Annotated in this window: 21 protein-coding genes; 13 read left to right on the forward strand and 8 right to left on the reverse strand. The window is 70.7% G+C overall.

Going from position 1 to position 26,411, the window contains the following annotated elements:
- Positions 1-1,710, forward strand: a complete 1,710-nt coding sequence (locus tag EDF33_RS05745; protein WP_243692365.1) for an MDR family MFS transporter — start codon at positions 1-3, stop codon at positions 1,708-1,710.
- A 14-nt stretch (positions 1,711-1,724) separates the two neighbouring features.
- The gene (locus tag EDF33_RS05750) at positions 1,725-2,228 is read left to right on the forward strand and encodes a flavin reductase family protein (RefSeq protein WP_132099503.1); all 504 of its coding nucleotides are present in this window, start codon (positions 1,725-1,727) and stop codon (positions 2,226-2,228) included.
- Positions 2,229-2,335: 107 nt separating this feature from the next.
- Here the strand turns inward: EDF33_RS05750 and EDF33_RS05755 are convergent, their stop codons facing one another.
- Both EDF33_RS05755 and EDF33_RS05760 read right to left on the reverse strand, forming a co-directional pair.
- A complete protein-coding gene (locus EDF33_RS05755) occupies positions 2,336-2,923 on the reverse strand; it encodes a TetR/AcrR family transcriptional regulator (RefSeq protein ID WP_123939119.1) in 588 nt (195 codons plus the stop codon).
- Between the two features lie 73 nt (positions 2,924-2,996).
- Entirely contained in the window at positions 2,997-5,201 is a 2,205-nt protein-coding gene (locus EDF33_RS05760; RefSeq protein ID WP_132099504.1) for an MDR family MFS transporter, read from the reverse strand.
- A gap of 96 nt (positions 5,202-5,297) precedes the next feature.
- Between EDF33_RS05760 and EDF33_RS05765 the strand changes: the two genes are divergently transcribed.
- The 3 genes from EDF33_RS05765 (at position 5,298) to EDF33_RS05775 (ending at position 9,245) form a co-directional block, all read left to right on the forward strand.
- Positions 5,298-5,762 (forward strand): MarR family winged helix-turn-helix transcriptional regulator, encoded by a 465-nt coding sequence (locus EDF33_RS05765; protein WP_123294655.1) that lies wholly within the window; start codon positions 5,298-5,300, stop codon positions 5,760-5,762.
- A gap of 105 nt (positions 5,763-5,867) precedes the next feature.
- Positions 5,868-7,652, forward strand: coding sequence for a DEAD/DEAH box helicase (locus tag EDF33_RS05770; protein WP_132099505.1), 1,785 nt, complete (start codon positions 5,868-5,870; stop codon positions 7,650-7,652).
- Between the two features lie 264 nt (positions 7,653-7,916).
- Positions 7,917-9,245 (forward strand): fibronectin type III domain-containing protein, encoded by a 1,329-nt coding sequence (locus EDF33_RS05775; RefSeq protein ID WP_132099506.1) that lies wholly within the window; start codon positions 7,917-7,919, stop codon positions 9,243-9,245.
- 238 nt (positions 9,246-9,483) lie between these two features.
- On the opposite strand, the gene EDF33_RS05780 is transcribed toward EDF33_RS05775, so the two are convergent.
- The gene (locus EDF33_RS05780; RefSeq protein ID WP_131878120.1) at positions 9,484-10,410 is read right to left on the reverse strand and encodes an NAD-dependent epimerase/dehydratase family protein; all 927 of its coding nucleotides are present in this window, start codon (positions 10,408-10,410) and stop codon (positions 9,484-9,486) included.
- 124 nt (positions 10,411-10,534) lie between these two features.
- Between EDF33_RS05780 and EDF33_RS05785 the strand changes: the two genes are divergently transcribed.
- The 4 genes from EDF33_RS05785 to opgC all read left to right on the forward strand — a co-directional run bounded on the left by EDF33_RS05785 (position 10,535) and on the right by opgC (position 16,483).
- Complete coding sequence (locus EDF33_RS05785) at positions 10,535-11,275, forward strand: TetR/AcrR family transcriptional regulator (protein ID WP_123294659.1); 741 nt, start codon at positions 10,535-10,537, stop codon at positions 11,273-11,275.
- Between the two features lie 329 nt (positions 11,276-11,604).
- Complete coding sequence (locus EDF33_RS05790; RefSeq protein WP_132099754.1) at positions 11,605-13,554, forward strand: glycosyltransferase; 1,950 nt, start codon at positions 11,605-11,607, stop codon at positions 13,552-13,554.
- A complete protein-coding gene (locus tag EDF33_RS05795; RefSeq protein WP_165901162.1) occupies positions 13,551-13,961 on the forward strand; it encodes an ATP-binding protein in 411 nt (136 codons plus the stop codon). Before EDF33_RS05790 ends, EDF33_RS05795 begins: the two co-directional genes overlap by 4 nt.
- Positions 13,958-16,483, forward strand: coding sequence for an OpgC domain-containing protein (gene opgC / locus EDF33_RS05800; protein WP_132099507.1), 2,526 nt, complete (start codon positions 13,958-13,960; stop codon positions 16,481-16,483). The genes EDF33_RS05795 and opgC overlap by 4 nt, the downstream gene beginning before the upstream one ends.
- A 230-nt stretch (positions 16,484-16,713) precedes the next feature.
- Here opgC and EDF33_RS05805 read toward each other — a convergent pair whose 3' ends face one another.
- From EDF33_RS05805 to EDF33_RS05825, 5 genes are all read right to left on the reverse strand, one after another.
- Entirely contained in the window at positions 16,714-17,817 is a 1,104-nt protein-coding gene (locus EDF33_RS05805) for a Gfo/Idh/MocA family oxidoreductase (RefSeq protein ID WP_132099508.1), read from the reverse strand.
- The gene (locus tag EDF33_RS05810) at positions 17,814-18,644 is read right to left on the reverse strand and encodes a ThuA domain-containing protein (RefSeq protein ID WP_132099509.1); all 831 of its coding nucleotides are present in this window, start codon (positions 18,642-18,644) and stop codon (positions 17,814-17,816) included. The genes EDF33_RS05805 and EDF33_RS05810 overlap by 4 nt, the downstream gene beginning before the upstream one ends.
- Positions 18,645-18,691: 47 nt before the next feature.
- Positions 18,692-19,582, reverse strand: a complete 891-nt coding sequence (locus tag EDF33_RS05815; protein WP_131845225.1) for a carbohydrate ABC transporter permease — start codon at positions 19,580-19,582, stop codon at positions 18,692-18,694.
- Positions 19,579-20,439, reverse strand: a complete 861-nt coding sequence (locus EDF33_RS05820) for a sugar ABC transporter permease (RefSeq protein ID WP_111084886.1) — start codon at positions 20,437-20,439, stop codon at positions 19,579-19,581. Before EDF33_RS05820 ends, EDF33_RS05815 begins: the two co-directional genes overlap by 4 nt.
- 148 nt (positions 20,440-20,587) lie before the next feature.
- Positions 20,588-21,799, reverse strand: coding sequence for a sugar ABC transporter substrate-binding protein (locus tag EDF33_RS05825; protein WP_132099510.1), 1,212 nt, complete (start codon positions 21,797-21,799; stop codon positions 20,588-20,590).
- A 174-nt stretch (positions 21,800-21,973) separates the two neighbouring features.
- Between EDF33_RS05825 and EDF33_RS05830 the strand changes: the two genes are divergently transcribed.
- The 4 genes from EDF33_RS05830 (at position 21,974) to EDF33_RS05845 (ending at position 26,383) form a co-directional block, all read left to right on the forward strand.
- Positions 21,974-22,990, forward strand: a complete 1,017-nt coding sequence (locus tag EDF33_RS05830) for a LacI family DNA-binding transcriptional regulator (RefSeq protein WP_207906633.1) — start codon at positions 21,974-21,976, stop codon at positions 22,988-22,990.
- A gap of 257 nt (positions 22,991-23,247) precedes the next feature.
- Positions 23,248-24,567, forward strand: coding sequence for an ABC transporter substrate-binding protein (locus EDF33_RS05835; protein WP_131878130.1), 1,320 nt, complete (start codon positions 23,248-23,250; stop codon positions 24,565-24,567).
- Positions 24,564-25,535, forward strand: a complete 972-nt coding sequence (locus EDF33_RS05840) for a sugar ABC transporter permease (RefSeq protein WP_185021092.1) — start codon at positions 24,564-24,566, stop codon at positions 25,533-25,535. Before EDF33_RS05835 ends, EDF33_RS05840 begins: the two co-directional genes overlap by 4 nt.
- The gene (locus EDF33_RS05845) at positions 25,535-26,383 is read left to right on the forward strand and encodes a carbohydrate ABC transporter permease (protein WP_228504701.1); all 849 of its coding nucleotides are present in this window, start codon (positions 25,535-25,537) and stop codon (positions 26,381-26,383) included. The genes EDF33_RS05840 and EDF33_RS05845 overlap by 1 nt, the downstream gene beginning before the upstream one ends.
- Positions 26,384-26,411: the final 28 nt, after the last annotated feature.

A 26,411-nucleotide genomic window follows, 5' to 3' on the forward strand; every position in this document is an offset into this window, starting at 1 on the left:
GTGACCCCGGCCCGTCGGTGGCTCGCGCTCGGCGGGCTCTGCCTCGGCTTCTTCATGCTGCTGCTGGACAGCACGATCGTGTCCGTCGCCCTGCCGGACATCGGCAGCAACCTCGGCACGGAGGCGTCGCTGTCGGTCTGGGTGAACAGCGCCTACCTGTTCGCGTTCGCCGTGCCGCTCCTCGTCGCCGGACGGCTCGGCGATCGCTTGGGGCACCGCCGGGTCTACCTGCTCGGGCTCGCGGTGTTCACCGTCGCGTCGGTCGGGTGCGCGTTCGCACCGGGGATCGGCGCGCTCATCGTCTGGCGCGCCGTGCAGGGCGTCGGTGCCGCGCTGCTGACACCCCAGTGCCTGACCGTGATCCGCTCGTTGTTCGAGCCACCCCGGCTCGCCGTCGCGCTCGCCGTCTGGAGCGCCGGTGGCGGTGCGGCGACCGTCGCCGGCCCGATCGTCGGCGGCGTGCTCGTCGAGGCGTGGGGGTGGCCGTCGGTCTTCCTGGTGAACGTGCCCGTCGGCATCGTCACCGCCGTCGCCGTGCTCCGGTTCGTGCCGGTGTCCCGACGCATCGCGGTGCCCCTGCCGGTGCTCGCCGTCGTCGGGGTGACCGCCGGGGTGTTCGCGGTGGTCGTCGGTGTCCAGGGCACGGGCGACGGCGTCCTCGCCGCACCCCTGCCGCGGGTCGGTCTGGTGGTGCTCGGCGCACTCGTCGTCGCCGCGGTGCTCACGGTGCAGCGCCGCGCGGGGGACCGGGCGCTCGTCCCGCTCGGGTTGTTCCGCGACCGCGGGTTCGTGACCGGCTCGTGGGGCGCGACGGCTGCGTCGTTCTGCGTCGGGTCGGCGCCGATCCCGCTCATGCTCGACCTGCAGGACGGACGTGGTCTCGGACCGGGTGCCGCGGCCCTCGTGCTCGTGCCGATGGGGGTCGCCTGCCTGGCCGCCGCACCGTTCGTCGGCCGCACGACGAACACCGCGGGCCCCCGTGCGACGGCGACCATCGGCGCCGTCCTGCTCGTCGTCTCGGTGGCACTGACCGCCGTGCTCATCGGGACCGCCGCACCCCTCTGGGCGGTCGCGACGGCGTTCACCGGCTTCGGGGTCGCGAACGCGTTCGTCTGGTCCCCGTTCTCGCTCGCGGCGGTGCTCGGGGCCGGACCGGCGACCATCGGTGCGGCGTCGAGCACCTTCAACACCGTGAAGCAGCTCGGTGCCGTCCTGGGCAGCACGGTCACCGCGGTGCTGCTCGCGGTGTCGACCGACGCGGTGGCCCTCGGTGCCCTGGCGCTGGCGGCCCTCGGGGCACTCGCGGCGGCGGCGTCCCTGCCAGGGCGAGCGCCGGCGGTCCTGACCGGCGCGGTCGTGCACGGCGCCGGGGTCGGGCACGGGCTCGGGTTCCCGACCGCCAACCTGCTGCCCGACGACGGGGGTGCGGTGCCGTCGGACGGGGTCTACGTCGGCTGGCTCACCGCGCCGACGTGGTCCGGTGCCCGTGAGGCCCTCGTGTCGATCGGCAGCAACAGCACCTTCGCCGACCGGCCGCGCACCGTCGAGATCCACGTGCTCGACTTCGACGGCGACCTGTACGGCACCCCCGTCGAGCTCACCGTCGGCCGTCGGCTCCGGCGGCAGCGCACGTTCCCCGGGCCGGACGCCCTCGTCGCCGCGATGCGTGCCGACGAGCGCCGTGCCCGCACCCTGCTCGCCCGCTCCTGAACGAAGGAACCACCATGCAGCACGACTTCACCGACGACCCGCTCGACATCCGTGAGGCGATCGCCGAGGTCCCCTCCGTCGTGGCCGCCATCGCAGCCCGGGTCGACGGCGTGCCGGTCGTCATGGTGGCGACGTCCCTCACCGTCGGGGTCTCGTACGACCCGCCGCTCGCGACGATCGCCGTGCAGCACTCGTCGACGACCTGGCCGGACCTGGCCGGTGCGCCGGTGCTCGGCATCTCCGTGCTCGCCGAGGGCCACGCCGAGCAGACCCGTCAGCTGGCCTCCCGCGATCGGTCGCAGCGACTGGTCGGCGTGCCGTCCACGGACACCGGGGCGGGAGCGATCCTGCTCGACGGCGCGCACTCGTGGCTGGAGTGCTCAGTCGAGGCCGTCCACCGCGCGGGCGACCACGACATCGTGGTGCTGCGGGTGCTCCGCTTCGCCCGCGACCGCGCCAACGCCGCGCTCGTGTGGCACCGGCCGTCGCGGCGGCGAGCAAGCGTCGCCACCACCTGACGTTCTTTCCCAGAACGCGTGCGATGGGAAGCGGAATCGGGCGTACCTGGTCAGAAGTTCCGACCCGGTACGCCCGAAACGACTCGGTACGCCTCACGCGGCGTCCGTCACGAAGCCAGCGCCGCCATCTCGCGCACCACGGCCCGGAGCCGCACCGCGAGCTCGTCGTTGTTCCGCACGGAGTCGCGGTGGGCGGCCTCGCTGAGCGCCGACATCACGAGCGTCACCGCCGTGCGTGCGGTCTGGTCGTCGGTCCTGGTGCCCACGACGCTGAGCAGGGACTGGCGCGACTCGGCCATCCACTGCATGACCATCGACGACATCTCGGGCCGGAGGACCAGCAGCTCCTTCATCCGGCGGCGGTCCTGGGACAGCGGTACGGTCGCCGCGACGAGGGTGCAGAGGTCGTCGACCAGGCCGCCACGAGCCTCGGTGAACCATGCTGCGGAGGGCTCCGGGACCTCGACGGAGTCGAGTCCGAGGGCGGCGTGCGCCTTGGACGAGAAGTAGTTGAAGAAGGTGCGGGGCGAGACGTCGGCATCGGCGCAGATCTGCTCGATGGTGACGCCGTCCAGCCCGTGCGCGGACACCAGCGTCAGGGCCGCGTCGTGCAGCGCCTGCCGGGTCTGCTGCTTCTTGCGCTCCCGCAGGGTGCACGGCTCCGTCGCCACTGCAGCTGCCGGGGTGGTGATCACGTGGACTCCTGGTGGTGGGGGTTGGTGGGCCGCCCGTGCCGGAAAGGGGGCACGGCACGGACGGCCCGGTCGGTCACCGACGGTGCGTCGGCGCGGATCCGGTCGAACCCGATCCGGTGGGCACCGATCCGGTCGGCACGGACCCGGTCATCGGACCGGTGAACGAGCCGGCGTCGGCAGCGGCGGCGCCGGCTTCGGCCTCGAGCTGGGCCTCGGCGGACAGGTCGGCACGCTCCTGCAGGGCGGAGCGCTGGCGCAGCGGCGGCACCCGGAAGAACCAGGTGAGCACGAAGGCGAGCAGGATCACACCGAGGCCGACCCAGTAGATCGTCACGGACGAGGCGTTGAAGCCCGCCATGAACGGCCGGGTGAGGCGGCTGTCGGCACCGGTCAGGAACGAGGTGTCGTTCGTGCTGGTGGCGCTGTCGCTCGTGGTGTTGCCGTCGTCGATCTTCTTCGCGAGCTCCGGGGTGAGCTCGTCGACCCAGTACGAGCGCTGCGAGGCGTTCGACCAGTCGACGGACACGGTGCCGTCCTGCACGCTGGCGTGTGCCTGGTCGGCGACCTGCTCGAGCGCGGACTGCTCGGCCGCGGGCGTCGCCGCTGCGACCTGCTGGTCGATGACGGACTGGGCCGAGGCGGCGGGGACCGCACCGGCGGCGACCTGCTGCTGCACGGCTGCCGTGACCTGCTCGGTGACCGCGGCGTCGGCGGCCTGCGTCGCCTTCGCCGAGGCAGCGTCGAGCTGCGACTGCACGGCCTTCGTCAGCGGGGTGACGACGGGCGTCCAGATCTTGTCCATCGCGCCCTGGTTCGCCTTCGCACTGGCGACTGTGGGGTTGAGCGCGGCGTCGAGCGCCGGGCCGAGGTCCTTCTCGTTCGCGGTGGCGTGCAGGATGTTCGCCGGCATCACCGAGAACAGGATGGACAGCAGCACGGCGGTGCCGAGCGTTCCACCGATCTGCCGGAAGAACGTGGCGGACGACGTGGCGACGCCCATGTCACGGGCCTCGACGGAGCCCTGCGAGGCCAGGGTCAGCGACTGCATGACCGAGCCGAGGCCGAGGCCGATCAGGAACATGCCGATCATCAGGAACCAGAGCGGCTTGTCGATCGACATGAAGGTCAGGACGACGTAGCCGGCGGACACGAGCGCGGTGCCGATGACCGGGAAGATCCGGTAGCGGCCGACGCGGGCGACGATCTGACCGCTCGTGATCGAGGCGATCATGAGACCGCCGACCAGGGGCAGCGTGGCGAAGCCGGACTCGGTCGGGGTGAGCCCCACGACGATCTGCAGGTAGAGCGGGATGGTGAGCATCGCGCCGAACATCGCGAAGCCGACCAGGAACCCGATGACGGTCGCCATCGAGAACGTGCCCGAGCGGAAGAGCTTGAGCGGGATGATCGCCGCGTCGCCCATCTTCGACTCGATGAGCAGCAGCCCGACCAGGCCGACGACCCCGACGACGTAGCAGGCGATGGCGGCGGGGGAGCCCCAGCCCCAGATGCGGCCCTGTTCGGCGACGAGCAGCAGCGGCACGAGGGTGACGATGACGGCGGTCGCGCCCCACCAGTCGACCTTGGGCTTCGCGTCGTCGGCACTGTGCACCTTCGGCAGGTGCAGGAAGACGATGACCATGAGGAGCGCGGCGACGCCGATCGGCACGTTGATCAGCAGGACCCAGCGCCATCCCGTGATCCACAGGATCTCGGAGGAACCGGCGAGCAGCCCACCGATGAGCGGCCCGATGACGGACGAGATGCCGAACACGGCGAGGAAGTAACCCTGGTACTTGGCACGTTCGCGCGGGGCGAGGATGTCGCCCATGATCGCGAGCGGCAGCGACATGAGCGCACCGGCACCGATGCCCTGCACGGCGCGGAAGGCCGCGAGCATGAGCATCGAGGTGGACATCGACGACAGGACGGCGCCGAGGATGAACACGACGATGCCGAAGATGTAGAGGGGCCGGCGGCCGAAGATGTCGGAGAGCTTGCCGTAGATCGGCGTCGCGATCGTCGAGGTGATCAGGTAGGCAGTGGTGACCCAGGCCTGCTGGTCGAGGCCGTGCAGGTCGTCGCCGATGGTGCGGATCGCCGTGCCGAACACCGTCTGGCCGAGGGACGACAGGAACATGCCCGCCATCAGGCCGTAGATCACCAGGAGGATCTGGCGGTGGGTCATCAGGGGCTGCGGGCCGGTCCCGCCGGAGGCTGCTGGGGCCTCGGCGGTGTGCCGACCGTGCTGCACCTGGACGGGTGCGGTGGCGGTCATCGAACTCCTTTTTCGTGCTGTGTAACTTTGCAGACCGCGCAACGATACATCTGTTGCTTCCAGCAAGCAACTAAATGTGCCCACTACGCTGGCCCCATGTGCGACGACCGGCGTGCCGCCGAGCGACTCCTGCGATCCCAGCTCGACCGGCTGTGGGTCCGGCAGACCCTGCGTTCCTCGCTCATCGAGTCCAGCGGCGGGCTCGACCCGACGGCTCGGGTGATCCTGCGTGCCGTCGCCGGTCACGGACCCGTCCGGGCGACCGCGATCGCCGACGCGACGGGCCTGTCCCGCCCGGTGATCAGTCGCCGAGTGGCGTCGCTGGTCGAGGCCGAGCACCTGGTCGGCTCGCCGGACCCCGCCGACGGCCGAGCGACCCTGGTCTCGCTCGCACCCGCGGGCAAGCAGTTGCTCGACCAGCTCGACGCCGCCGGTGCCGAGGTCTTCGACGACCTCACCGAGGAGTTCGCCTCGGACGAGCTGCGCTCGCTCGCCGAGATGCTCACGCGACTGAACGACCGGGCCGACGCGGTCCTCGGGATCGGCACCACGCGCCCGTGACGTGACCAACAAGAGGACGGGAGGCGCGGGGCGGGCCCGCCCCGTTCCTCCCGTCCGCACGCCCCCCGGTCACTGCGGAGCGTGCATTCGAGATACCGTTGGTGTATGAGCACGGACACCGCCACCACCACCGAGACCACCGACGAGGGGCCCGTGGTGACCTTCGCCGATCTCGGCCTGAGCGATGCTGTGCTCAAGGCCGTCAAGGACATCGGCTACGAAACCCCTTCCGCCATCCAGGAAGCCACCATCCCCACACTGCTCGACGGCCGCGACGTCGTCGGCCTCGCGCAGACCGGAACCGGCAAGACCGCCGCCTTCGCGCTGCCGATCCTGTCCCGCATGGAGCCCGGCAGCAAGAAGCCGCAGGCCCTCGTGCTGTCCCCGACGCGCGAGCTCGCGCTGCAGGTGTGCGAGGCGTTCGAGCAGTTCGCGTCGCACATGAAGCACGTCCACGTCCTGCCGGTCTACGGCGGTCAGGCGTACGGCGTGCAGCTGTCCGCCCTGCGCCGCGGCGTCGACGTCATCGTCGGTACCCCCGGTCGCATCATGGACCACCTGGCGAAGGGCACGCTCGACCTGTCCGAGCTGAAGTACCTCGTGCTCGACGAGGCCGACGAGATGCTCAAGATGGGCTTCGCCGAGGACGTCGAGACGATCCTGGCGGACACCCCCGACGACAAGCAGGTCGCCCTGTTCTCGGCGACCATGCCCGCCCAGATCCGCCGCATCTCGCAGCAGTACCTGACGGACCCGGCCGAGATCACCGTCAAGACCAAGACCAAGACCGCCGCGAACATCACGCAGCGCTACCTGATGGTCTCGTACCCGCAGAAGGTCGACGCCCTGACCCGCATCCTCGAGGTCGAGGACTTCGAGGGCATGATCATCTTCGTCCGCACCAAGAGCGAGACCGAGACCCTGGCCGAGAAGCTCCGTGCCCGTGGCTACGCCGCAGCCGCCATCAGCGGTGACGTCGCCCAGGCCCAGCGCGAGCGGACCGTCAACCAGCTGAAGTCCGGCAAGCTCGACATCCTCGTCGCCACCGACGTCGCCGCCCGTGGCCTCGACGTCGACCGCATCACCCACGTCGTGAACTACGACATCCCGGTCGACATCGAGTCCTACGTGCACCGCATCGGCCGCACGGGTCGTGCCGGCCGCTCGGGTGACTCGATCAGCTTCGTCACCCCCCGCGAGCGTCGCCTGCTCTCCGCGATCGAGCGCCACACGAAGCAGCCGCTCACCCAGATGCAGCTGCCGACGATCGACGACGTCAACGAGACGCGCCTGACCCGCTTCGACGACGCGATCACCGCGGCGCTCGAGGACCAGGGCCGCATCGCCGCCTTCCGCGACGTCATCGCGCACTACGTCGAGCACCACGACGTCCCCTCGGACGACGTCGCCGCCGCCCTGGCCGTCGTGGCGCAGGGCGACTCGCCGCTGCTCCTGACCGCAGCCGACGACGCCCTCCGCACGCAGATGGAGCGCGACGCCCGCCGTGGCGAGCGCGACGACCGCGGTGCACGTGACGACCGCGGCCCGCGCAGAGACCGTGGCGGCGACCGTGGTGGCGACCGGGACCGCGCGCCCCGCCGTTCGCAGCCGATGACCGCCTACCGCATCGAGGTCGGCCGCCGCCACCGCGTCGAGCCCCGCCAGATCGTCGGCGCCCTGGCGAACGAGGGTGGCCTGCGCCGCGACGACTTCGGTGCGATCCGCATCCAGCCGGACTTCTCCATCGTCGAGCTGCCCGCCGACATGGACGGCGGCGTGCTCGACCGCCTGACCGACACCCGGATCAGCGGCAAGCTCATCGAGATCAAGCCCGACCGCCGTGGTGGCGGCCGCCGCGACGAGCGTCCGGAGCGCAAGCCCCGCTACTGACGCGAGTCGCGTCGTCGACGCGAGTCGCGTCCTGGACGCGACCACCTCTTGACGGGAGGCACGGTGCCAGCTGGCACCGTGCCTCCCGTCCGTCGTCCGGTCGCGTCTCCCGCCGCGGGCCGCCCCGCCTGCCGGCGTTGCGTCACCAGCCTTGCGGTGCGGGGAACCGCAGATCACGCTCGGATCCGTTCCCCTGGCGCCCGAGCGGTGCTGTGATACCTGGAGCCGTGACGCAGGGAGCCGCGGAGAAGGAAGGGGACGAACGTGTACCGAGCACTCATCACCGTCGCAGCAGTGGCGGCGCTCGTCATCGGGGGAGTGGCGCCGGCGACGGCAGCCCCCTCGTCCTCGGCGCCCGGAGCGCCCACCACCGTCCGGGTCACCGGAGCCGGCGACAGCGCGACCGTGACCTGGGGTGCCCCGAAGTCCGGCGCGAAGGTGACCGGCTGGAAGGTCACGATCGCCCCCGCGCAGCAACAGCCCGGCAACGGCGTCGACCGGCTGCCGGCGAAGGCGCGGTCCGACCGCTTCGGTGACCTGACGCCGAAGACGACCTACAAGTTCTCGGTCCGGGCGATCGGCGCGAAGAAGTCCGGCCGCACGATCCTGGTCCGCTACACCACGCCGTCCGTGGTCGACACGACGCAGTCGCTGTTCGCCCTCGACGCGTCCGGCAACGTCGTGCGGTTCGCCGAGGACGGTTCCGGCGCCGGGAAGGTCGTCGCGGGCAACGGGACGGGCTTCGCCGCGGACGACGTCGGCGACGTGTTCACCCCGTCGGCCGACCGCACCTCCATCCTGTTCCACCCCGCCGACGGCAGTGCCACGCGGACGCTGGCGACCGGGCTGCACCTGACCGCCGACCTGCGTTCCGACGTCGCCGGCAACCTGTACTGGATCGACTCGGTGACGGGGGCAGTGCAGAAGCTCCCCGTCGGCAGCTCCACCGCGACGACCGTGCTCGACCTGACTGCCACGGGCAGCGGCCAGCGGTTCTGGACCGTCACCCCCGACGGCAAGGTCGTCGCCGTCGGTGGTTCGCAGATCTCCCCGATCGTCGTGGGCACCGGCACGGCCGCACGGGCGATCACGCTCCCCGGCAGCTCCGGCGTCGGGTACCCCGCAGCGGTCCTCGCCGACTCGCACGGCAACGTGTACGTCGACATCCGCTCGCCCGGTGGCGCCGGCTCGTGGGCCTGGTACCAGCTGAAGCCGGGCGCCACGGCGCTGACGCGGATCGAGCCCCGGCTGGCGTTCGAGTACGCGGCCGCCAACGCCGACGGGTTCTCGCTGCTGCAGTCCGCCGAGTGGTGCAGCGCCCCCGCCGAGTACCCGACCAGCCCGGCCGGCTGCAAGGTCGACCGCACGATCCCGGACAAGCTCGTGGTCGGCTCCAGTGGGAAGTCCACCGTGGCGGTCTCCGGCATCACGGCGGGGTCGCGCGGGGCGAACACGGGTGCCGCCTCCGACGACGGCGACGTGTTCGCGAACGTCGACAGCGGGCCCTCGGCCGGGCTGTGGCGCGTGCCGGCCTCCGGCGGGGCTGCGCAGCAGCTGTCGTCGGCGCAGTACTCGCGGCTGCTGGTGATCTGACCGGCAGACCGAGGCAGGACGGGGTGGGACGCAACGGCGCGTCCCACCCCGTCCTGTGTTCCGGGGGTCGGGGCGGGCGCGGGCGTCGTGCGGGGGGGGGGGGGGTCGTGCGGCGGGGCCCGAGGTTCCGAAATCTTGGAGTGTCGGCGCTCTCTCGGTCACTCCGTGGAACCTCGGCGGCACACCGGCGGCATGTTGTGGAACCTCGGCGGCGGCGCAGCCCGCCACCCAGCCCGCCTCACGCCACCCCCGCCACGGTCCGGCGACACACCTCATCCCACGGGGTCGGCTCGATGCCGAACACCGCGCGGCTCTCGGCATCGTCGACCACGTACGGTGCGGTCCACTGGTAGCTCATCTCGGCGAGCTCCCGCATCATCGGCGACACGAGCCCGAGCGCACGGATCACCCCCGCGGGCATCCGGTGGACGCCCACGGGTGCCTTGCCCGCCGCTGCCAGCACCTCGGTCAGTGCCTGCCGCTGGGTGCGAGGAGCGTTGCTCGGCACCATCCACGTGCGGCCGTGCGTGCGCTCGTCCGAGGCTGCCGCCACCAGGGTCCTGGCGACGTCGAGCACGTCGGTGAAGGTGTGCGGCAGGTCGGTCCTGCCGATCATCGTCACGGCCTTCCCCTGCAGTGCGGCCGGCAGCACCCGCGTGACGTGTCCGTTCGCCCCGATGCCCGGCCCGACGTAGTCCGAAGCGCGGACCTCGACCGTGCGGATGCGTCCGGCACGGTGCGCGGCCAGGGCATCGGCCCACAGCCGTGCGCGGAGGATCCCCTTGTGGTCGGTCGCCGCGTCCGGTGTGTCGGGGCGCATCGGGCCGTCGACCGGGCCGTACGGGTACAGGTTCCCGGTGATGGCGTAGACGGCTCCGGTCCGCTCGGCAGCGGTCAGCATCGACGCCGCGAGCGGTGGCCAGGTGCGCTCCCACTGGGTGTAGTCGCCGGGGTTCGCGCAGTTGTACAGCACGGCGGCGCCGTCGGCTGCCCGGGTGAGGGCCTCGGCGTCGGAGGCGTCGAGCGCGAGGTGATCGACCCCTGACAGGCCGGTGTCCCGACCCGAGCGGGTGGCGACGGTGACGTGCTCGCCGCGCTCGGCGAGCAGCGCGGCGACGTGGCGGCCCACCGGGCCGGCGCCGATGACGAGGTGGTGGTGCGACATGGTCCCTGCTTCCGTTCTGGTTGTGAGAGCGGTGCTCTCGCAACCAGGATGCGCGTCCGGCGACGAAAGAGCAAGAGCACTGCTCTCATTTGTGTGCAGTGCTCTCTTGTGGCATGGTGACCAGATGGCACCGACAGCACGCGAGCTCGCCCGGCAGACGATCCGGGCGGACATCCTGGCCGCCGCGCGCACCCGCCTCACCGACGAGGGGCCCGCAGCGCTCAGCCTCCGAGCCGTCGCCCGCGACGTCGGCATGGTGTCGTCCGCGGTGTACCGGTACTTCCCGAGTCGCGACGACCTGCTCACCGCGCTGCTCATCGTCGACTACGACGAACTCGGCGCAGCGGTCGAGGCTGCTGACGCTGCGGCCGGCCCGGAACCGGGTGCGCGCTGGGTCGCCGCGTGCCGCGCGATCCGATCGTGGTCCGTCGCGCACCCGGGCGACTTCGCGTTGCTGTTCGGGTCGCCCGTGCCGGGCTACGCCGCACCGCGCGAGACGGTCGTGCCCGCCGCGCGGACGACGCTCGCGCTGGTGCGGGTGGTGGCCGATGCGGTCGCGCCCGGCGGGGACGTCACGTCGGCGTCGGGGGCGGACGGGAGGCCCGGATCACCCGCCGCGCCCACGGCGGCTCCCGGGGTGGCCGGTCCCGCCGTCGCGGACGCAGTGACCACCCTGCGGTCGTTCGGCATCGCACTGCCCGACGAGGTCCTGGTCCGTACCCTGATGGCCTGGTCGACGGTGTTCGGGACGATCTCGTTCGAGCTCTTCGGCCACTTCGTCGGCTCGGTGTCCGACGGCGCGGCCTACTTCGACCAGGTGATCGCGCGGCTCGCCGACGACCTCGGGTTCGCCGCCGCGTTCTGACCCGGTCGTGCGGTCGCCCCGAGCCGTTGTCCACGACTCGCACTCGGGGCCTGACAGAGTGCCGGTCACTGCGGTAGACAGGTCCCTACGCCGAGGTCGTGCCCGACGACCGGAGCGGACGGCCGGCACGGTGTCCCCTGGGCAGCGGCCGGCCGGCACCACACCCGGGCGTGCGCTGCGGCCGGGGTCCGCGCGGATCAGGAGGCACCCTTGCGACGCAGCTCGGCCGGCGACCCCGCAGACGGAGTGACCGGGTGACGGCGCTCGACGTCAGCCGCCAGGACCGCCGCCGGCTCACCACCGGCACGGCCCGCCGACGACTCGTCACGGTGCGCACGGTCGCGCTCCTGGCGTCGATCGCCGGCGTGAACTACGTCGTCTGGCGCTGGGCCGCCTCGGTGAACTGGCACTCCTGGTGGATCGCCGTGCCGCTCATCCTGGCCGAGACCTACAGCGTCATCGACTCGCTCTTGTTCGCCTTCGGGGCGTGGCGGTTGCGCGAGCGCGGTGAGCCCCCGACGAAGCCGTCCTCCGACGTCACGGTCGACGTCTTCATCACCACCTACAACGAACCCGTCGAGATGGTCGTGCGCACGGCCCGTGCGGCGCAGGCGATCACACACCCGCACACGACGTGGATCCTCGACGACGGCAACCGCCCCGAGATGCGTGCGGCCGCCGACTCGCTCGGCATCGGTGTCATCACCCGCGGTGCCGACTGGATCGATCGTCCCCGGCACGCCAAGGCCGGCAACCTCAACAACGCCCTGCTCGCGACCCAGGGCGAGTTCCTGCTCATCCTCGACGCCGACCAGGTACCAGAGCCCGGCATCCTCGACCGCACGCTCGGCTACTTCAAGGACCCGCGGATGGCGCTCGTGCAGACGCCGCAGTGGTTCGAGAACGTTCCGGAGGCGGACCTGCTCGGCAGTCAGGCGCCGCTGTTCTACGGGCCGATCCAGCAGTCGAAGGACGGCTGGAACGCCGCCTTCTTCTGCGGGTCGAACGCGATCCTGCGGCGCGAGGCACTGATGCAGCTCGGCATCTCCCGCTACGTGGTCGAGGTCGAGGCCTCGGTGCAGCGCACGATCACGACGTCGCGGAAGCTGCTGGCCCGTGCCCGTGAGACCGAGACGGACCCGCGGGTGCTCGGCGCCCTGGACGAGGCCGAAGCCGTCGTCGACCGCGCCCGCGACCAGGTCCGGGCCGGCGAACCGCTCGGCGACGTCACCTACGCGTTCCAGCGGGGGATCGACACGATCGCCTTCCGGTTCGCCGCCGCCGACCTCGAGTCGGTGCGGAACGACCTGCAGGAGCTCGCCGCGATGTCGACCGACGCGAACACCTTCGCCGGGCTCGACGACGCCGCGCTCGACGTGCTCGGGCGGCGCGACGCATCGCCCGTGGCGGCCATCGAGTCGATCGCGGTCCTCGCACGGGCACTCGACGTCAACCGCGACGACGAGGCGCAGCCGATCATGCCGCTGGCGACGATCTCGGTGACCGAGGACATGGCGACCGCCATGCGGCTGCACGGGCTCGGCTGGAAGTCGGCGTACCACGACGAGATCCTGGCGAAGGGCCTGGCGCCGGAAGACCTGCCGACCATGCTCGTGCAGCGGCTCCGTTGGGCGCAGGGCACCATGCAGGTGTTCTTCCGCGAGAACCCGCTGGTGCAGAAGGGCCTGTCCTGGGGCCAGCGCCTGATGTACTTCTCGACGATGTGGAGCTACCTGTCCGGGTTCCCCGCGATCGTCTACATCGCGGCCCCGGTGCTCTGCCTGTCGTTCGGCGTCGTCCCGGTGCAGGCCTACAGCGTCGACTTCTTCGCCCGGCTGATCCCGTTCCTCGTGCTCAACCAGCTGCTGTTCTGGGTGGTGGCCGCCGGCAGACCGACGTGGCGCGGGCAGCAGTACTCGCTCGCGCTGTTCCCGGTGTGGATCGAGGCGGTGACGAGTGCGTTCGAGAACGTGTTCCGCGGCAAGCCGCTCGGGTTCCGGGTCACCCCGAAGGTGCGCGACGCGACCGAGCAGAAGCCCCGGTGGGACCTCGTCAAGCCGCAGCTCATCGCCATGGGGGCGCTGGTCGCGGCACTGATCCTGATCGGCATCCGCTACCTGACCGGGCAGGCGTCGGGCCTCGCGCCGCTCGTCAACACCGCGTGGGTCGTCTTCGACCTGTTCATCTTCAGCATCGTGATCCGGGCCGTGCTCTACCGCGGCCGGGGCACGGGAGTCCAGTCAGAGCACGAGTCGAGCACCGCCGGAGGACCACTGTGAACGCCGAGACCACCTTCGACGTCGCCGCGACGCCCGTGTCGCTCGACGAGGTCCAGGACCGCTTCGGCGTCTGGTGGGACGGCCTCGGCATCGACGACGCCCGGCTCCGCTTCGCGCTGGAGACCGCGCTGGCCGAGGTCGCGGCGAACATCGTGGAGCACACGATCCGTTCCGACCAGGAGACCGGTCGGCGCTACACCGTGCGGCTCGAGTCGACCGACCGAGCGCTCACCGCGGAGCTCACCGACAACGGTCTGCCCGTGGACATCGACCTGAGCGCCGTCACGATGGCCGACGTCGAGCAGGAGAGCGGACGCGGTCTGGCGCTCGCGATCGCCGCCCTCGACCGGCTGGAGCACCGGCACGAGCACGGGCACAACGTCTGGACGCTGGTGTGCGACCGGTGAGGCTGCTGGCGGCCCGCGTGGTCGCCGTCCTCGTCACGATCGCGACGCTCCTGCTCGGCGGTGCGCTGCCGGCGTCCGCGGTGACGGAACACACGGCCGCGGCGACGGTGCACACGGCCTCGGCCACGGAGCCGGCGAGCGGGACGACCTGGTTCGGCCCGGACCTCGACTGGGGCGACGACTCCCCGGCGGGGTACGAGGGACGGCTCGGTGCGACGCCGTCGATGTACGGGGTGGAGATCGACTACCCGCTCGACCGCTCGGCCCGGCGGGAGCTCCTCCGCGCGACGCGTGCCGCGGCGACGCAGGGCGCGGTCCTCGTCGTGAGCCTCGAGCCCGGGCAGTCGCTCCGGTCACTCGACGCCGCCGACGCCCGCGCCGCGAACACCGCGTTCCAGGAGATCCACGACCAGTACGACACCCAGGTGCTCGTGCGGTTCGCGCCGCAGATGAACGGCACGTGGGTGCGCTGGGGGCAGCAGCCGACCCAGTTCGTGCAGGCGTTCCGGACGCTCGCGACCGCGGTGCACGGCGGCGACTCCGACGCGCGCATGGTGTGGTCGCCGTCGTACGGTGCGGGGTACCCGTTCGGTGAGTCTGCGGGACGCCTGGCGGACCTCTCCGCGACCGACGTCGCGAAGCTCGACACCAACGGCGACGGCGAGCTGACCGCGGCCGACGACCCCTACGAGCCGTACTGGCCGGGCGACGCCTCGGTGGACTGGGTCGGCTTGTCGATGTACTACTTCGGCAAGGGCAAGTCGACCGAAGCCGCCGGTCGTGACGTCCCCCTCACCCGCAACGACGTGCCGGAGCGTGGCGAGGTCGAGTCCCGGTTCGACGAGACGTGGGGCTACGAGCAGCAGCAGGCGGACAGCTTCTACGACCGGTTCGCCGTCGCCGGTGACCGGTCGATGCTGCTCGACACCGGCGCGCTGTACGACCACACCCGCCGGGGCGATGCGGAGCTCTCGGTCAAGCAGGGCTGGTGGCGGCAGGTGATCGCCTCGGTCCAGGACCGCCCGTTGATCCGGGGCGTGACCTTCCTCGAGACGAACCGCCGCGAGCCCGAGGCCGGGAACCGTGTCGCCGACTGGCGCGACACCGCGGTGCCGGGGATCGCCGGTTCGTTCCGCACCGACCTCGAGCGCGGCGACCACTTCGCCTTCGGGCCCGTCACCGACCGCATCACCACGCAGCAGGGCAACGCCGCGACCGACCAGCAGTACGACACCGGCGGCGACCAGATGGCCTGGATCGTCTGGGTCGCCGTGGGCCTGGCGGTGGTGTTCCTGCTGAGCGGGCTGTTCGGACGGTTGCTGCCGAGCTGGCGCTACCCCGACGACGGGAAACCCGGGCGTGACCTGCGGCTCGACCTGTTCCGCGGGTTCATCATCCTGGCGGTGGTGATCACCCACATCGAGATCGGCGGGCCGTACTCGTACCTCACGCTGCACGCGGTGGGTGCGATCACCGGTGCCGAGATGTTCGTGTTCCTGTCCGGCATGGTCCTCGGCATGACCTACCCGTTCGCCATCAAGAAGTTCGGCGAGTGGGCGGCCGCGATCGGGGCGTGGAAGCGTGCCCGCAAGCAGTACCTCGTCACGCTCGTGGTGATCGCGGTCGTCTTCGCGCTGAGCTTCGTCCCGTTCCTGAACACCGACGCGATCACGACGTTCACCGACCGGGGGACCGGCACCGGGGGCGTCGGTGCCGAGGGCCGGGTGTACGACCTGTACCCGAACGCGATGCAGCTGCTCGGCTACCCGCCGCCGTGGTACGCCATCCGACAGTTCCTGCTGCTCGAGATGGGCCCGTGGCCGTTCAACATCATGGGTCTGTTCGTGGTGCTGAGCCTGTTCATCCCACCGCTGCTCTGGCTGATCCGCCGCGGCTTCTGGTGGGTGGTGTTGGTCGTGAGCTGGGCGCTGTACGTGTTCCAGGCCCTCAACCCGGAGTTCCGCCCGCTGAACTCGCAGTTCGAGGCGGTGTTCCCGCTGCTCACCTGGCAGGTCGTGTTCACCCACGGCCTCGTGCTCGGGTACTACCGACGGCAGATCATCGGCGCGCTCACCGGGCGGCTCGGCAAGGCCCTGGTCGGCATCGGTGTCGGCGGCTACGCGGCGTTCCTGGTGTACGTCTGGGCGGCGAACCACGCCGGGTTCACACCGGTGCCGTTCCCGGCGTCGATGTACGAGGACCTGTACAACACGGCGTACCAGCGGGTGGACCTGCAGTGGGGCCGACTGGTCGACATCGCGTTCTTCGCGATCGTGTCGTACGCGATCCTGACGGTGTTCTGGAAACCGATCTCGGCGGCGATCGGGTGGCTCTGGATCCCGATCGGGCAGGCGAGCCTCTACGTCTTCGTGTGGCAGGTCTTCTTCGCGCTGGCGATCGCGTCGATACCCGGCGTGCCGTGGGGCGACTTCTGGATCGGCTTCGTGGTGCACTCGGCGTTGATCCTGCTGGCCTGGTACATGGTCCGCAAGAAGTTCCTGTTCTCGGTCATCCCGCGCTGACGCGACCGCGGGACGGACGGGAGGCCCGTGGCGGCGTCGCCACGGGCCTCCCGTCCGTCCTCGGTCACGTCCACCGCACGCGCCGCGCCCGACGGGAGCGGTCGCGGTCCCGCGACTCGCCGCTCACGTCCGCCGAGGTTCCGATCGGGAGCCTGACGGACGCCGACATGCCGAGATCTCGGAACCTCGGGGGAACACGCGCGGGCGCGCCGGGCGGGCGCGCCGGGCGCCTACGGCGTGGGGACGGGGGTGCTCAGGGCCTCGCGCACGGGGCCCCAGGCGGCCAGGCGGTCGCGGACCGCGTCGTGCCGCTCGGCGGCGAGTGCCTCGACGTGTGCGCGCTCGAGCACCTCGTCGATGACGATGCGCTGCCCGGTGCGGGTCGACGCGATCGCCGCCTCGACCATCGCGAGGCTCATGACGTTGCCGTGCACCTCACCGTCCGGGGTCTCGCCGGAACGCACGGCGTGCACGAAGGCCGTCAGCGCCCCGGCGATCTCGTGCCCCACGCTGGCAGCGGGCGACGGCGTGCCCAGGGTGCCGTCGAGGTCGCTGGACGGGTCGTGGTCGCCGTCCCACAGCGCCGTGCCAGCCGCACCCGAGGCTCGCCAGTCGCCGTTCCACGAGGTCTCGGCCCCCGGCGCGCACCACGAGCCGTCGTACACGTACCGGACGTCGTCCTCGAAGGCGAAGACCGCTGCCGCCGCCGCGTCGCCGCGGTACCAGGACCACGACGGGTTCCACGACTCGCAGTACACCGACACCGGGTCCCGTTCGAGCACGTAGCGGGCGGAGTCGAACGCGTGGATCGCCATGTCGAGCAGCAGGACGTCGTCCATCTGCTCGCGGAAGCCGCCGAAGTGCGGGGCCTTGGCGAACCGGGTGCCCAGGCCGCCGATCGCGCCCAGGCCGCGCACGTGCTGGCGGAACGCGACGAGCTGGTCGTTGTAGCGCCGCGACTGCGACACCATGAACAACTTGCCGGTGGCCTCGGCGGCCGCGGCGAGCGACAGTGCCTCGGCGACGGTCTGCGCTGCCGGTTTCTCGCCGAGCACGGGGAGCCCGGCGTGCAGGGCCTGCAGTGTGACGGGGTGGTGCGCGACCGGGACGGTGATGTCGAGCACCGCCTGTGCACCGGTCTCGGCGGCGAGCACGGTCAGGTCGGTGCCGACGGGGATGCTCGGGTCGCCGGCGTGTTCGGCACCGGCCCGGGCGGCGTCGAGGTCGAGGTCGACGATGCCGACCAGCTCGACGTCGGGGTCGGCGGCGACGGTGCCGAGCCAGGCCCGGCCCATGCCCCCGGCGCCGACCTGCAGGACGCGGAGCGCGGTCATGCCTGCGCCCCGGCGTGGTCGTCGACGGGCGCGTCGTCGACGGGAGCGTCCTCGACGGGCGCGTCGTCGAACGGGCCGCGGTAGTGCTGGCCCTCGAAGTACTCGCCCAGGTCGTAGCGGCGGAGCGTCGGGATCTCGCGCTCGCGCTCCGGCCGCGCCCACTCGGTGGCGTTCGCGATCACGCGGCGCACGTCCTTGTGGTGGTACACGGGGAAGTCCTGGTCGCCGGGCGAGAAGTAGAAGATCTTCCCCAGGCCGCGGCGGTACGTCATGCCGCTCCGGAACACCTCGCCGCCGGTGAAGCCCGAGATGAACACGAGCTCGTCGGGGGTCGGCACGTCGAAGTACTCGCCGTACATCTCCTGCTCGGGGATGACGATCGGGTTCGGGACGCCGCGGGTGATCGGGTGCTGCGGGTTGACGGTCCAGACGAGTTCTTGGTCGTGTTCACTCCGCCAGCGCAGGGTGCACGTGGTGCCCATCAGCTTGCCGAAGATCTTCGACCAGTGGCCGGAGTGCAGGACGACCAGCCCCATGCCGGACAGGACGTGCTTGTGCACCCGGTCGACCACGGCGTCGTCGACGTCCTGGTGCGCGGCGTGCCCCCACCAGGTCAGGACGTCCGTCGCGGCGAGGACCTCGTCGGTCAGGCCGTGTTCGGGTTCCTGCATGGTGGCGGTCCGGACGACGGCGTCGGGCAGGTTCTCGCGGATGCCGTCGGCGATCGCGCCGTGCATGCCGTCGGGGTACCGCTCGGCGACGTGCTGCTCGACCTGCTCGTGGACGTTCTCGCCCCAGACGGTGATGCGCAGCGGGGTGGTGGTCATGGTGTGCCTTTCAGACGGTGGTACGTGGTGGCGTCGGTCCGGGGCCGTCACTTGACGGCACCGCCGAGGGCACCAGCGGAGATGTACTTCTGCGCGAAGATCAGCAGGACGGCAGCGGGCAGGGACGCCAGCACCGAGGTCGCCATGACGGGTCCCCAGTCGGTGACGTTCGAGCCGATGTAGTTGTAGATGCCGAGCGTGATCGGTCGCACTGCGGTCGTCGACGTCAGGGTCAGTGCGATGAGGAAGTCACCCCATGCGCCGAGGAACGTGAAGAGCGCCGCGGTGACGATGGCGTTCCGGCTGATCGGCACGACGATCGACACGAACGCCCGGAAGTCGCTGGCGCCGTCGACCAGGGCGGCCTCGACCAGGCTCGGCGGGATCGACTCCATGAACGCCCGCATGAGCAGGATGGCGAACGGCACCTGGACCGCGCTGTCGGCCAGGATCAGCCCGACGTAGCTGTTGAGCAGCCCGATGTTGTTGAACAGCGTGTACAGCGCGTTCGCGATGACGATCGCCGGGATCATCTGGGTGATGAGCAGCACGAGCAGGAACACCCGGCCGCCGCGCATCCGGAACCGGGCCAGGCCGTAGGCGGCCGGCGTAGCGATGGCCAGCGTCAGCAGGACGGTTCCGAGGCCGATGATCATGCTCGACAGGAAGTTCTGCCCCTGTTGGGCGAACGCGGCCTGGTACCCGGCGAAGGTGGGGGAGAACGGGAACCACGTCGCCGTTGCGGCCCCGGACGTCGCCTGCAGGCTGGTGTTCACCATCCAGTAGACGGGGAACACCATGATCGCGAGGAACACGCACCCGAGGATCGTGAACGGGATGCCCTTGGCGGAACCGCGCGGGCGGGGTGCCCGGGTGGTCCGCTTCGTCGTGATCGCGCGGGTGGCGGTGACGGTCTGGTTCGCGAGTCCGACGCTCATTCGTCGACCGCCTTCCGGGAGATCGCGATGTAGACCATCGCGAAGACGAACGAGACGACGATGAGCACGTTGCTCACCGCGGCTCCGATGCCGAACTGGAAGTTGATGAACGACTGGTGGTACGCGTTCGTGGCGAGGGTCTGCGTCGAGTTCGCCGGCCCGCCGCCGGTCAGGCCGAGGATGATGTCCACGACCTTCAACGTGTAGACGACCCCGAGCACGACCACGACGCTGACCACCGACCGGATGCTCGGCCACGTGATGTACCAGAACGCCTTGAACCCGGTGGCGCCGTCGAGCGACCCGGCCTCGTAGAGCTCCGGCGGCACGGACTGCAGGCCGCTGTACAGGATCGTCGTGTTGAACGGGATGCCGAGCCACACGTTGACGCCGATGACGGCGATGAGCGCGAGGCTCGGGCTGACCAGCCACGGGACCGGGGCGATGCCCACCAGGCCGAGGAGCTGGTTGAGCGCCCCGCTGTCCTGGTCGAGCAGCCACTTCCACACCGCGCTCGAGGCGATGAGCGGCAGCAGCCACGGCAGGAGCAGGAGCCCCCGCAGGAAGCCCGACAGCGGGAAGTGCCGACGGAAGAACAGCGCGAGGCTCAGCCCGATGACGAACTGCAGGATGATCGAGCCGGCCGTGAACAGGGCGGTGTTCACGAGGCTCGTCGTGAAGACCGAGCTCTGGAACACGGAGATGTAGTTGCCGAGTCCCACCCAGGGGGCTTCGCCGGTGAAGAAGGTCGCCGTCGTGTAGTCCTGGAAGGACATGATGATGTTCTTCACCACGGGGTAGCCGAAGAAGACGGCCACGAAGACCGCCGCTGGCACCACGAAGAGCCATCGGGTCACGCCGGATCGGAACCGGGCTCGTCGTTGCCCGGGTCGGGGTGTCGTCACGGGCGGGATCGTCCGTGGTCGTGTCTGTGTCGAGGCGCTCACGCCGGGGTCCTTTCCTGCACGCCGGAGGGAGCCGACCGGTCGGCCGGCTCCCCGTGGACTACTGCTCTTGCGACTGCGCCTGCTTGAGCGCTGCCTCGGGGCTGGCCTTGCCGGTGAGGGCGAGCTGGACGGCGGTGTAGATCTTCGTGGCGGCCTTGGGCCAGTCGGGTCCGAGCTCACCGGTGCGCGCGCGAGCGGTCTGCACCGTGGTGACGAAGGACGCGACCTGCGGGTGGTCCTTCGCCCAGGCGGCACCGGCCTCGAGGTTGGTCGGCACGTTGCCGCTGACCTCGGACAGGGTCTTCTGCATCTTCTGCGAGTGGAGGCAGCCGACGAACTTGCCGGCGAGCTGCATCTTGTCCTTGTCGCCGGTCTGCGGGACGGTGAACGCCTCGCCGCCGAGCGGTGCGACCGTGGCCTCGCCGGTGCGCGTCGGGATCGGGACGCTGTCGAACTCGAGGCTCTTCTTCTCGTTGAGCGCCGGCAGCTGCCAGGGACCGTTGATCATCATCGCGGCCTTGCCGGCCAGGAACTGGTTGTTGACGTCCGCCTGGGCCCAGTTGATCGAGCTCTTCGACATCGAGCCGTCGTCCTGCAGGTCCTCGACGAGCTGCAGCGCCTGGGTGGCGTCCGCGGTGGCGATGTCCTTCTCGTCACCGCCGTTCGACCAGAAGAACGGCAGGAACTGCCAGGTGCCCTCGTACGTGTTGATGTTGCTCATCGCGAAGCCGTAGGTCGAGCCCTTGGTGAGCTTCTTCGCCGCGGCCTTGAGCTCGTCCCACGTCTTGGGCGGCTGGACGCCGGCGTCCGCCAGGAGCTTCTTGTTGTAGTAGAGCGCGATGGAGTTCGTGTTCGACTGCAGGCCGTAGAGCTTGCCCTTGTAGGTGCTCGCCGCCTTCACGCCGGGGACGTCGCCGTCGGCGTCGAGACCGTAGTCGGACAGGTCGGACAGGGCACCGGAGGAGGCGATCTGCTGGACGTCGGGGTTGTCGAGCATGAGGACGTCGGGCAGCGTCTTCGACGATGCCTGCTGCAGCACCTTCGCGATCAGGCCGGCGCCGGCGACGTGGTTGATCGTGACCGTCGCGCCGACCTCCTTCGCGCACTGCTTGTAGACCGGGTTGTAGTTCGCGTCGTAGTAGTCCTCGATCGTCAGGGCCTTGCTGCCGCCCGACGAGGCCGATCCGGAGCCGGAGCAGCCGGACAGGACCAGGGGGATCGTGGCGACGACGGCGACTGCGCCGACGAGGGCGCGCGTCCGGCGGGACATGGAGGGGAATCTTTGCTTCATTGCAGAGCTCTTCTCTTGACGGGTGCTGGGGCAGGCACGCATCGACGAGGCCGCTGACGTCATCGTCGCTGTGCTCCTGGGGCGAGAAGCTAACAGATAAGCGCTTCACCTGTAAAGCGCTTTTCTGACTTCGTGCGCGCTAGGATCAGCGCCATGGCCACGATGCAGCAGGTCGCCGATCGGGCGGGGGTCTCGATCGCCACCGTGTCCTTCGTGGTGAACGGGACGAAGTACGTGACCCCCGGCACGACCGCGCGGGTGAAGACCGCGATGCGCGAGCTGAAGTTCCGCGGCAACGTCGTCGCCCGGGCCCTGGCGAGCCGGCGGACCCGGATCATCGCGCTGCTGTTCCCGACCACCGGCAACCGCTTCAGCCCGACGACCTCGCAGTTCTTCATGAGTGCGGCGGAACGGGCGTCCGAGCGGGGCTACCACCTCGTGCTCTGGCCGGTGGACCCCGCTGGAGACGACCTCGACGACCTCGTGTCGGGTGGGCTCGTGGACGGCGTCATCCTGATGGAGGTGCGGATGGACGACCCCCGCGTCGCCGTCCTCACCGACCTCGGTGTGCCGTTCACCCTGATCGGCCGGACCCGCGACAGCAGCGGTCTGCCCTTCGTCGACATCGACTTCGAGACGACCATCGAGGACAGCCTCGACCACCTCGAGACACTCGGGCACCGCCGGTTCGGACTCGTGCTCGAGGACCTCGAGGGCACCCCGATGGCCGGCTACGCGCCACACCTGCGCGTCGAGGCGACCTTCCGGCGCGCGATCGTCGAGCGCGGGCTGGCCGGGACGGTCGTCACCGCCGGGCCGGGCAGCGACGGCGGACGGCAGGCCACGAGCGACCTGCTCGCGGCGGACCCCGACGTCACGGCGCTGCTCGTGATGAAGGACGACTCGTCCGCCGGCGTCCTGGTCGGGCTCTACACCGCCGGGCGGCGGGTCCCCGAGGACGTCTCCGTGCTCAGCATCGCGTCGTCCGAGGCCAACGCCGACCAGCACTACCCGCGGCTGTCGACCATGGTCGCCCCCGGCCAGGAGCTCGGGACCCGGGCCGCCGATGCCCTCATCGAGCAGCTCGACGGCACGTCCGACGACCTGCCGCACTTCCTGCTGCCGTGCACGCTCCGCACCGCGGAGTCCACGGCCCCCGCCCCCGCCTGACCACTGCCGGACGGGAGGCGCGGTCCGGCGCCGCCACGGGCCTCCCGTCCGCCCGTTCCCACGTTTCGGGCTGAGCGACAGTTCGCGGGGCCGCGAACCCGTGAACTGTCGCCCAGCGCGAAAGCTCGGCACCGCGCCCCGCCCGCGCCCGCGCCCGCCGCCCGCGCCCGCGCCCGCCGCCCCCACCCACCGGGCGCTCAGGGTCCGTTGGTTGTGTGGACGCACAGGTTCGCAGCACCACACGTCGAGGAGGACGGATGGCCATCGACCGCAGGATGTTCCTGCTCGGGGGAGCGGGGGTGCTGCTCCTCGCGGGTTGCTCCACGCGCCCCGAGCGCACGCTGGTCCAGGACTGGCCCACCGACCCGCCGGAGGGCGAGGCGACGATCAGCTGGTGGGCGGGCCAGGTCGCCTCGAAGGACGGCGGTGACCTGCGGCGCCGGCTCATCGCCGAGTTCCAGAAGGAGCACCCGAACATCCGGGTGCGCATCGTGAGCGCCCCGAGCGACACGGACACGAACCGGACGAGCCTGACGACGCAGATCGCGGCCGGCAGCAGCACGCCGGACGTCTACCTCGGCGACGTCGCGTGGCCCGGGCAGTTCGCGAAGAACAAGCTCGCCACCCCGGTGAACCAGCTCGTGGGCGAGGACTTCTTCGACCAGTTCCCCGAGGGCCTGCGGCAGGCGGCGAGCGTCGACGGGACGTACTACATGTTCCCGCTCTACATCGACGAGTCGTTCTTCCTGTACCGGAAGGACCTGCTCGCGAAGCACTCCCTGCAGGTGCCGGGGTCGTGGGAGGAAGTGCGCGAGACGGCCGCGAAGCTCGTCGACACCGGTGACGTCAGCTACGGGTTCGCGTTCCAGGGCGACGTGTACGAGGGCCTCACCTGCAACGTCACCGAGTTCGTCGCGGACGCCGGCGGCTCGCTGCTCAACGACGACCTGACGAAGCCCGAGACGACGAGCTCGGAGACGAAGCGCGCCTTCGAGTTCATGCGGTCCCTGATCACGGACGGCGCGAGCCCCCGGGCCACCCTGACGTACCAGGAGCAGGACACGAACGACGCCTTCTCGGGCGGCCGGGCGGCGTTCCTGCGCAACTGGTCGTACGCGTGGGGCATCGCGAACGGGCCGGACAGCCAGGTCGCGGGCAAGGTCGGGCTCGCCGCCCGTCCCACCTTCGACGGGCAGGACGAGCACCACTCGACCATCGGCGGGTGGGGAAACTACATCAACCCGCACACGCAGCAGCCCGCGGCGGCACTGACGTTCGCACGCTGGATGTCGAGCGAGACGGCGCAGCAGTTCCTGACCCGCGAGGGCGGCGTCCTGCCTGCCCGCAGCGCGTCGCTCGTCAGCGAGGACGCGAAGCAGCAGAAGCGCCCGACGTACGACACCGCTGCCGGCATCACGCTCGTGCCCCGTCCGACGTCGACGGCGTACTACCCGAAGGTCTCGCAGGGCGTGTACCAGAACGGCAACAGCATCCTCGGCGGACAGGCGTCCGTCGACGGCGGCACGCGCACGATGGCCTCGGCCATCGCGCTCGCCCTGCAGGGGGAGGCGCTGTGAGCGCCGGCACGGCCACACGGTCGGGCACCAGGCCGGGAGGCACGGGTCGCCAAGACCCGCCGCCCCGCCTGAGCGGGCGGTCGCGTCTCGACCGCATCCGCGCGCGGGGCGCGTGGGGCTTCGCGGCCCCGGCGCTCCTGGTCGTCGCGGCGGTGACGATCTTCCCGGTGGTCTACTCGATCGTCCTGAGCTTCGCGGACGTCGAGGTCGGCTACGAGGGGTTCACGATCCAGTCGTTCGGGCTCGGCAACTACGCGGCCCTGCTGCAGAGCGCGGACTGGTACCGGGCGCTCGGCTTCACGGTGCTCTACACGGTCGTGACCGTCTCGGTGGAGCTCGTGCTCGGCATGCTCGTCGCCCTCGTGCTCGAGCGGCTCGGGGCCACGCGCGGCTGGATGCTCGCGCTCATGCTCATCCCGTGGTCGCTCGTCACCATCGTCAACGCGCAGCTGTGGAAGTACATCTACGACAGCACCTACGGCGTCGCGACGTGGTTCTTCGGTCTGTTCGGGGACGCCCCGGTGATCCTCGGTGAACCGGTGCCCGCGATCACGGGCCTGATGGTCGCGGACATCTGGAAGACGACGCCGTTCGTGGCGATCATCCTGCTCGCCGGGCTCGTGCAGATCTCCGAGGACCACTACGAGGCCGCCGAGCTCGACGGCGCCAGCACCTGGCAGACGTTCTGGCGGGTGGTGCTGCCGCAGCTCACCCCGACGCTGACGATCGCGGTGCTGTTCCGCATCCTGCAGGCGTTCGGCGTCTTCGACCTGCCCTTCGTGCTGACGAACGGCGGACCGGGCACCGCCACCCAGTCGCTCGCGATCATGGGCTACAAGGTCCTGTTCCAGGACATCAACATCGGCCCGGGCGCGGCGATCGCGACGTCCACCGCGATCATCGTCGCGGCCGGGTGTCTGCTGTTCCTCCGGGCCTTCCGGAACCAGGCGAAGGGAGGGGATGCCTGATGCCCCGTCAACGTGTGCGCAAGGGCTGGCGCAAGTGGGTCAACACCGTCAACGTCAGCGGCGTCGTCATCGCGGTGCTCACGGCGCTGCCGCTGTACTGGCTCGTGTCGACGTCGCTCAAGCCGGCGTCGGAGATCGGGCAGTCGCCGCCCACCGCGTTCCCGCAGTCGTTCACCCTCGACAACTTCGTGGTGGCCTTCCGCGACAACGCGCTCGGGCAGTACATGGTGAACAGCGTCATCGTGTCGGTGTCGACGACGGTGATCGTGCTCGCGCTGGCGTTCCTGGCGGGCTACGCGCTCGCCGGCCGGTGGATCAAGGGCCGCACGGCGATCATGACGTCGCTGCTCATGCTGTCGGTGTTCCCGGCGATCGCGGTGCTCACGCCGTTGTACCTGCTCGAGCGCAACCTCGGACTGCTCAACTCGTACCCGGGCCTGATCGTGCCGTACGTCGCGTTCAACCTGCCGTTCGCCATCTGGATCATGCGGAACTACCTCGTCGGGATCCCGTCGACGATCGAGGAAGCGTCCGAGATCGACGGGGCGGGGGCGTGGCGCACCGTGCTCAGCGTGATCCTGCCGATGGCGAAGCCGGGCCTGTTCACGGTCGGCGTCTTCACGTTCACGGCGTCGTGGAGCGAGTTCCTGATGGCGCTGACGTTCAACAGCGAGAACTCGTTCCGGACGATCCCGGTCGGCATCGCGCTGTTCGGGACGCAGTTCACGGTGCCCTTCGCGCAGATCTTCGCGGCGAGCGTCGCGGCGACGGTGCCGATCGTGATCCTGGTGCTCGTGTTCCGCCGCTCGATCGTGTCGGGGCTCACCTCCGGTGCCGTCAAGGGGTGACGCGTCCATTGATTCCTGAGGGATAGTC

The sequence above is a fragment of the Curtobacterium sp. PhB146 genome (assembly GCF_004342995.1).
GTDB lineage: Bacteria > Actinomycetota > Actinomycetes > Actinomycetales > Microbacteriaceae > Curtobacterium.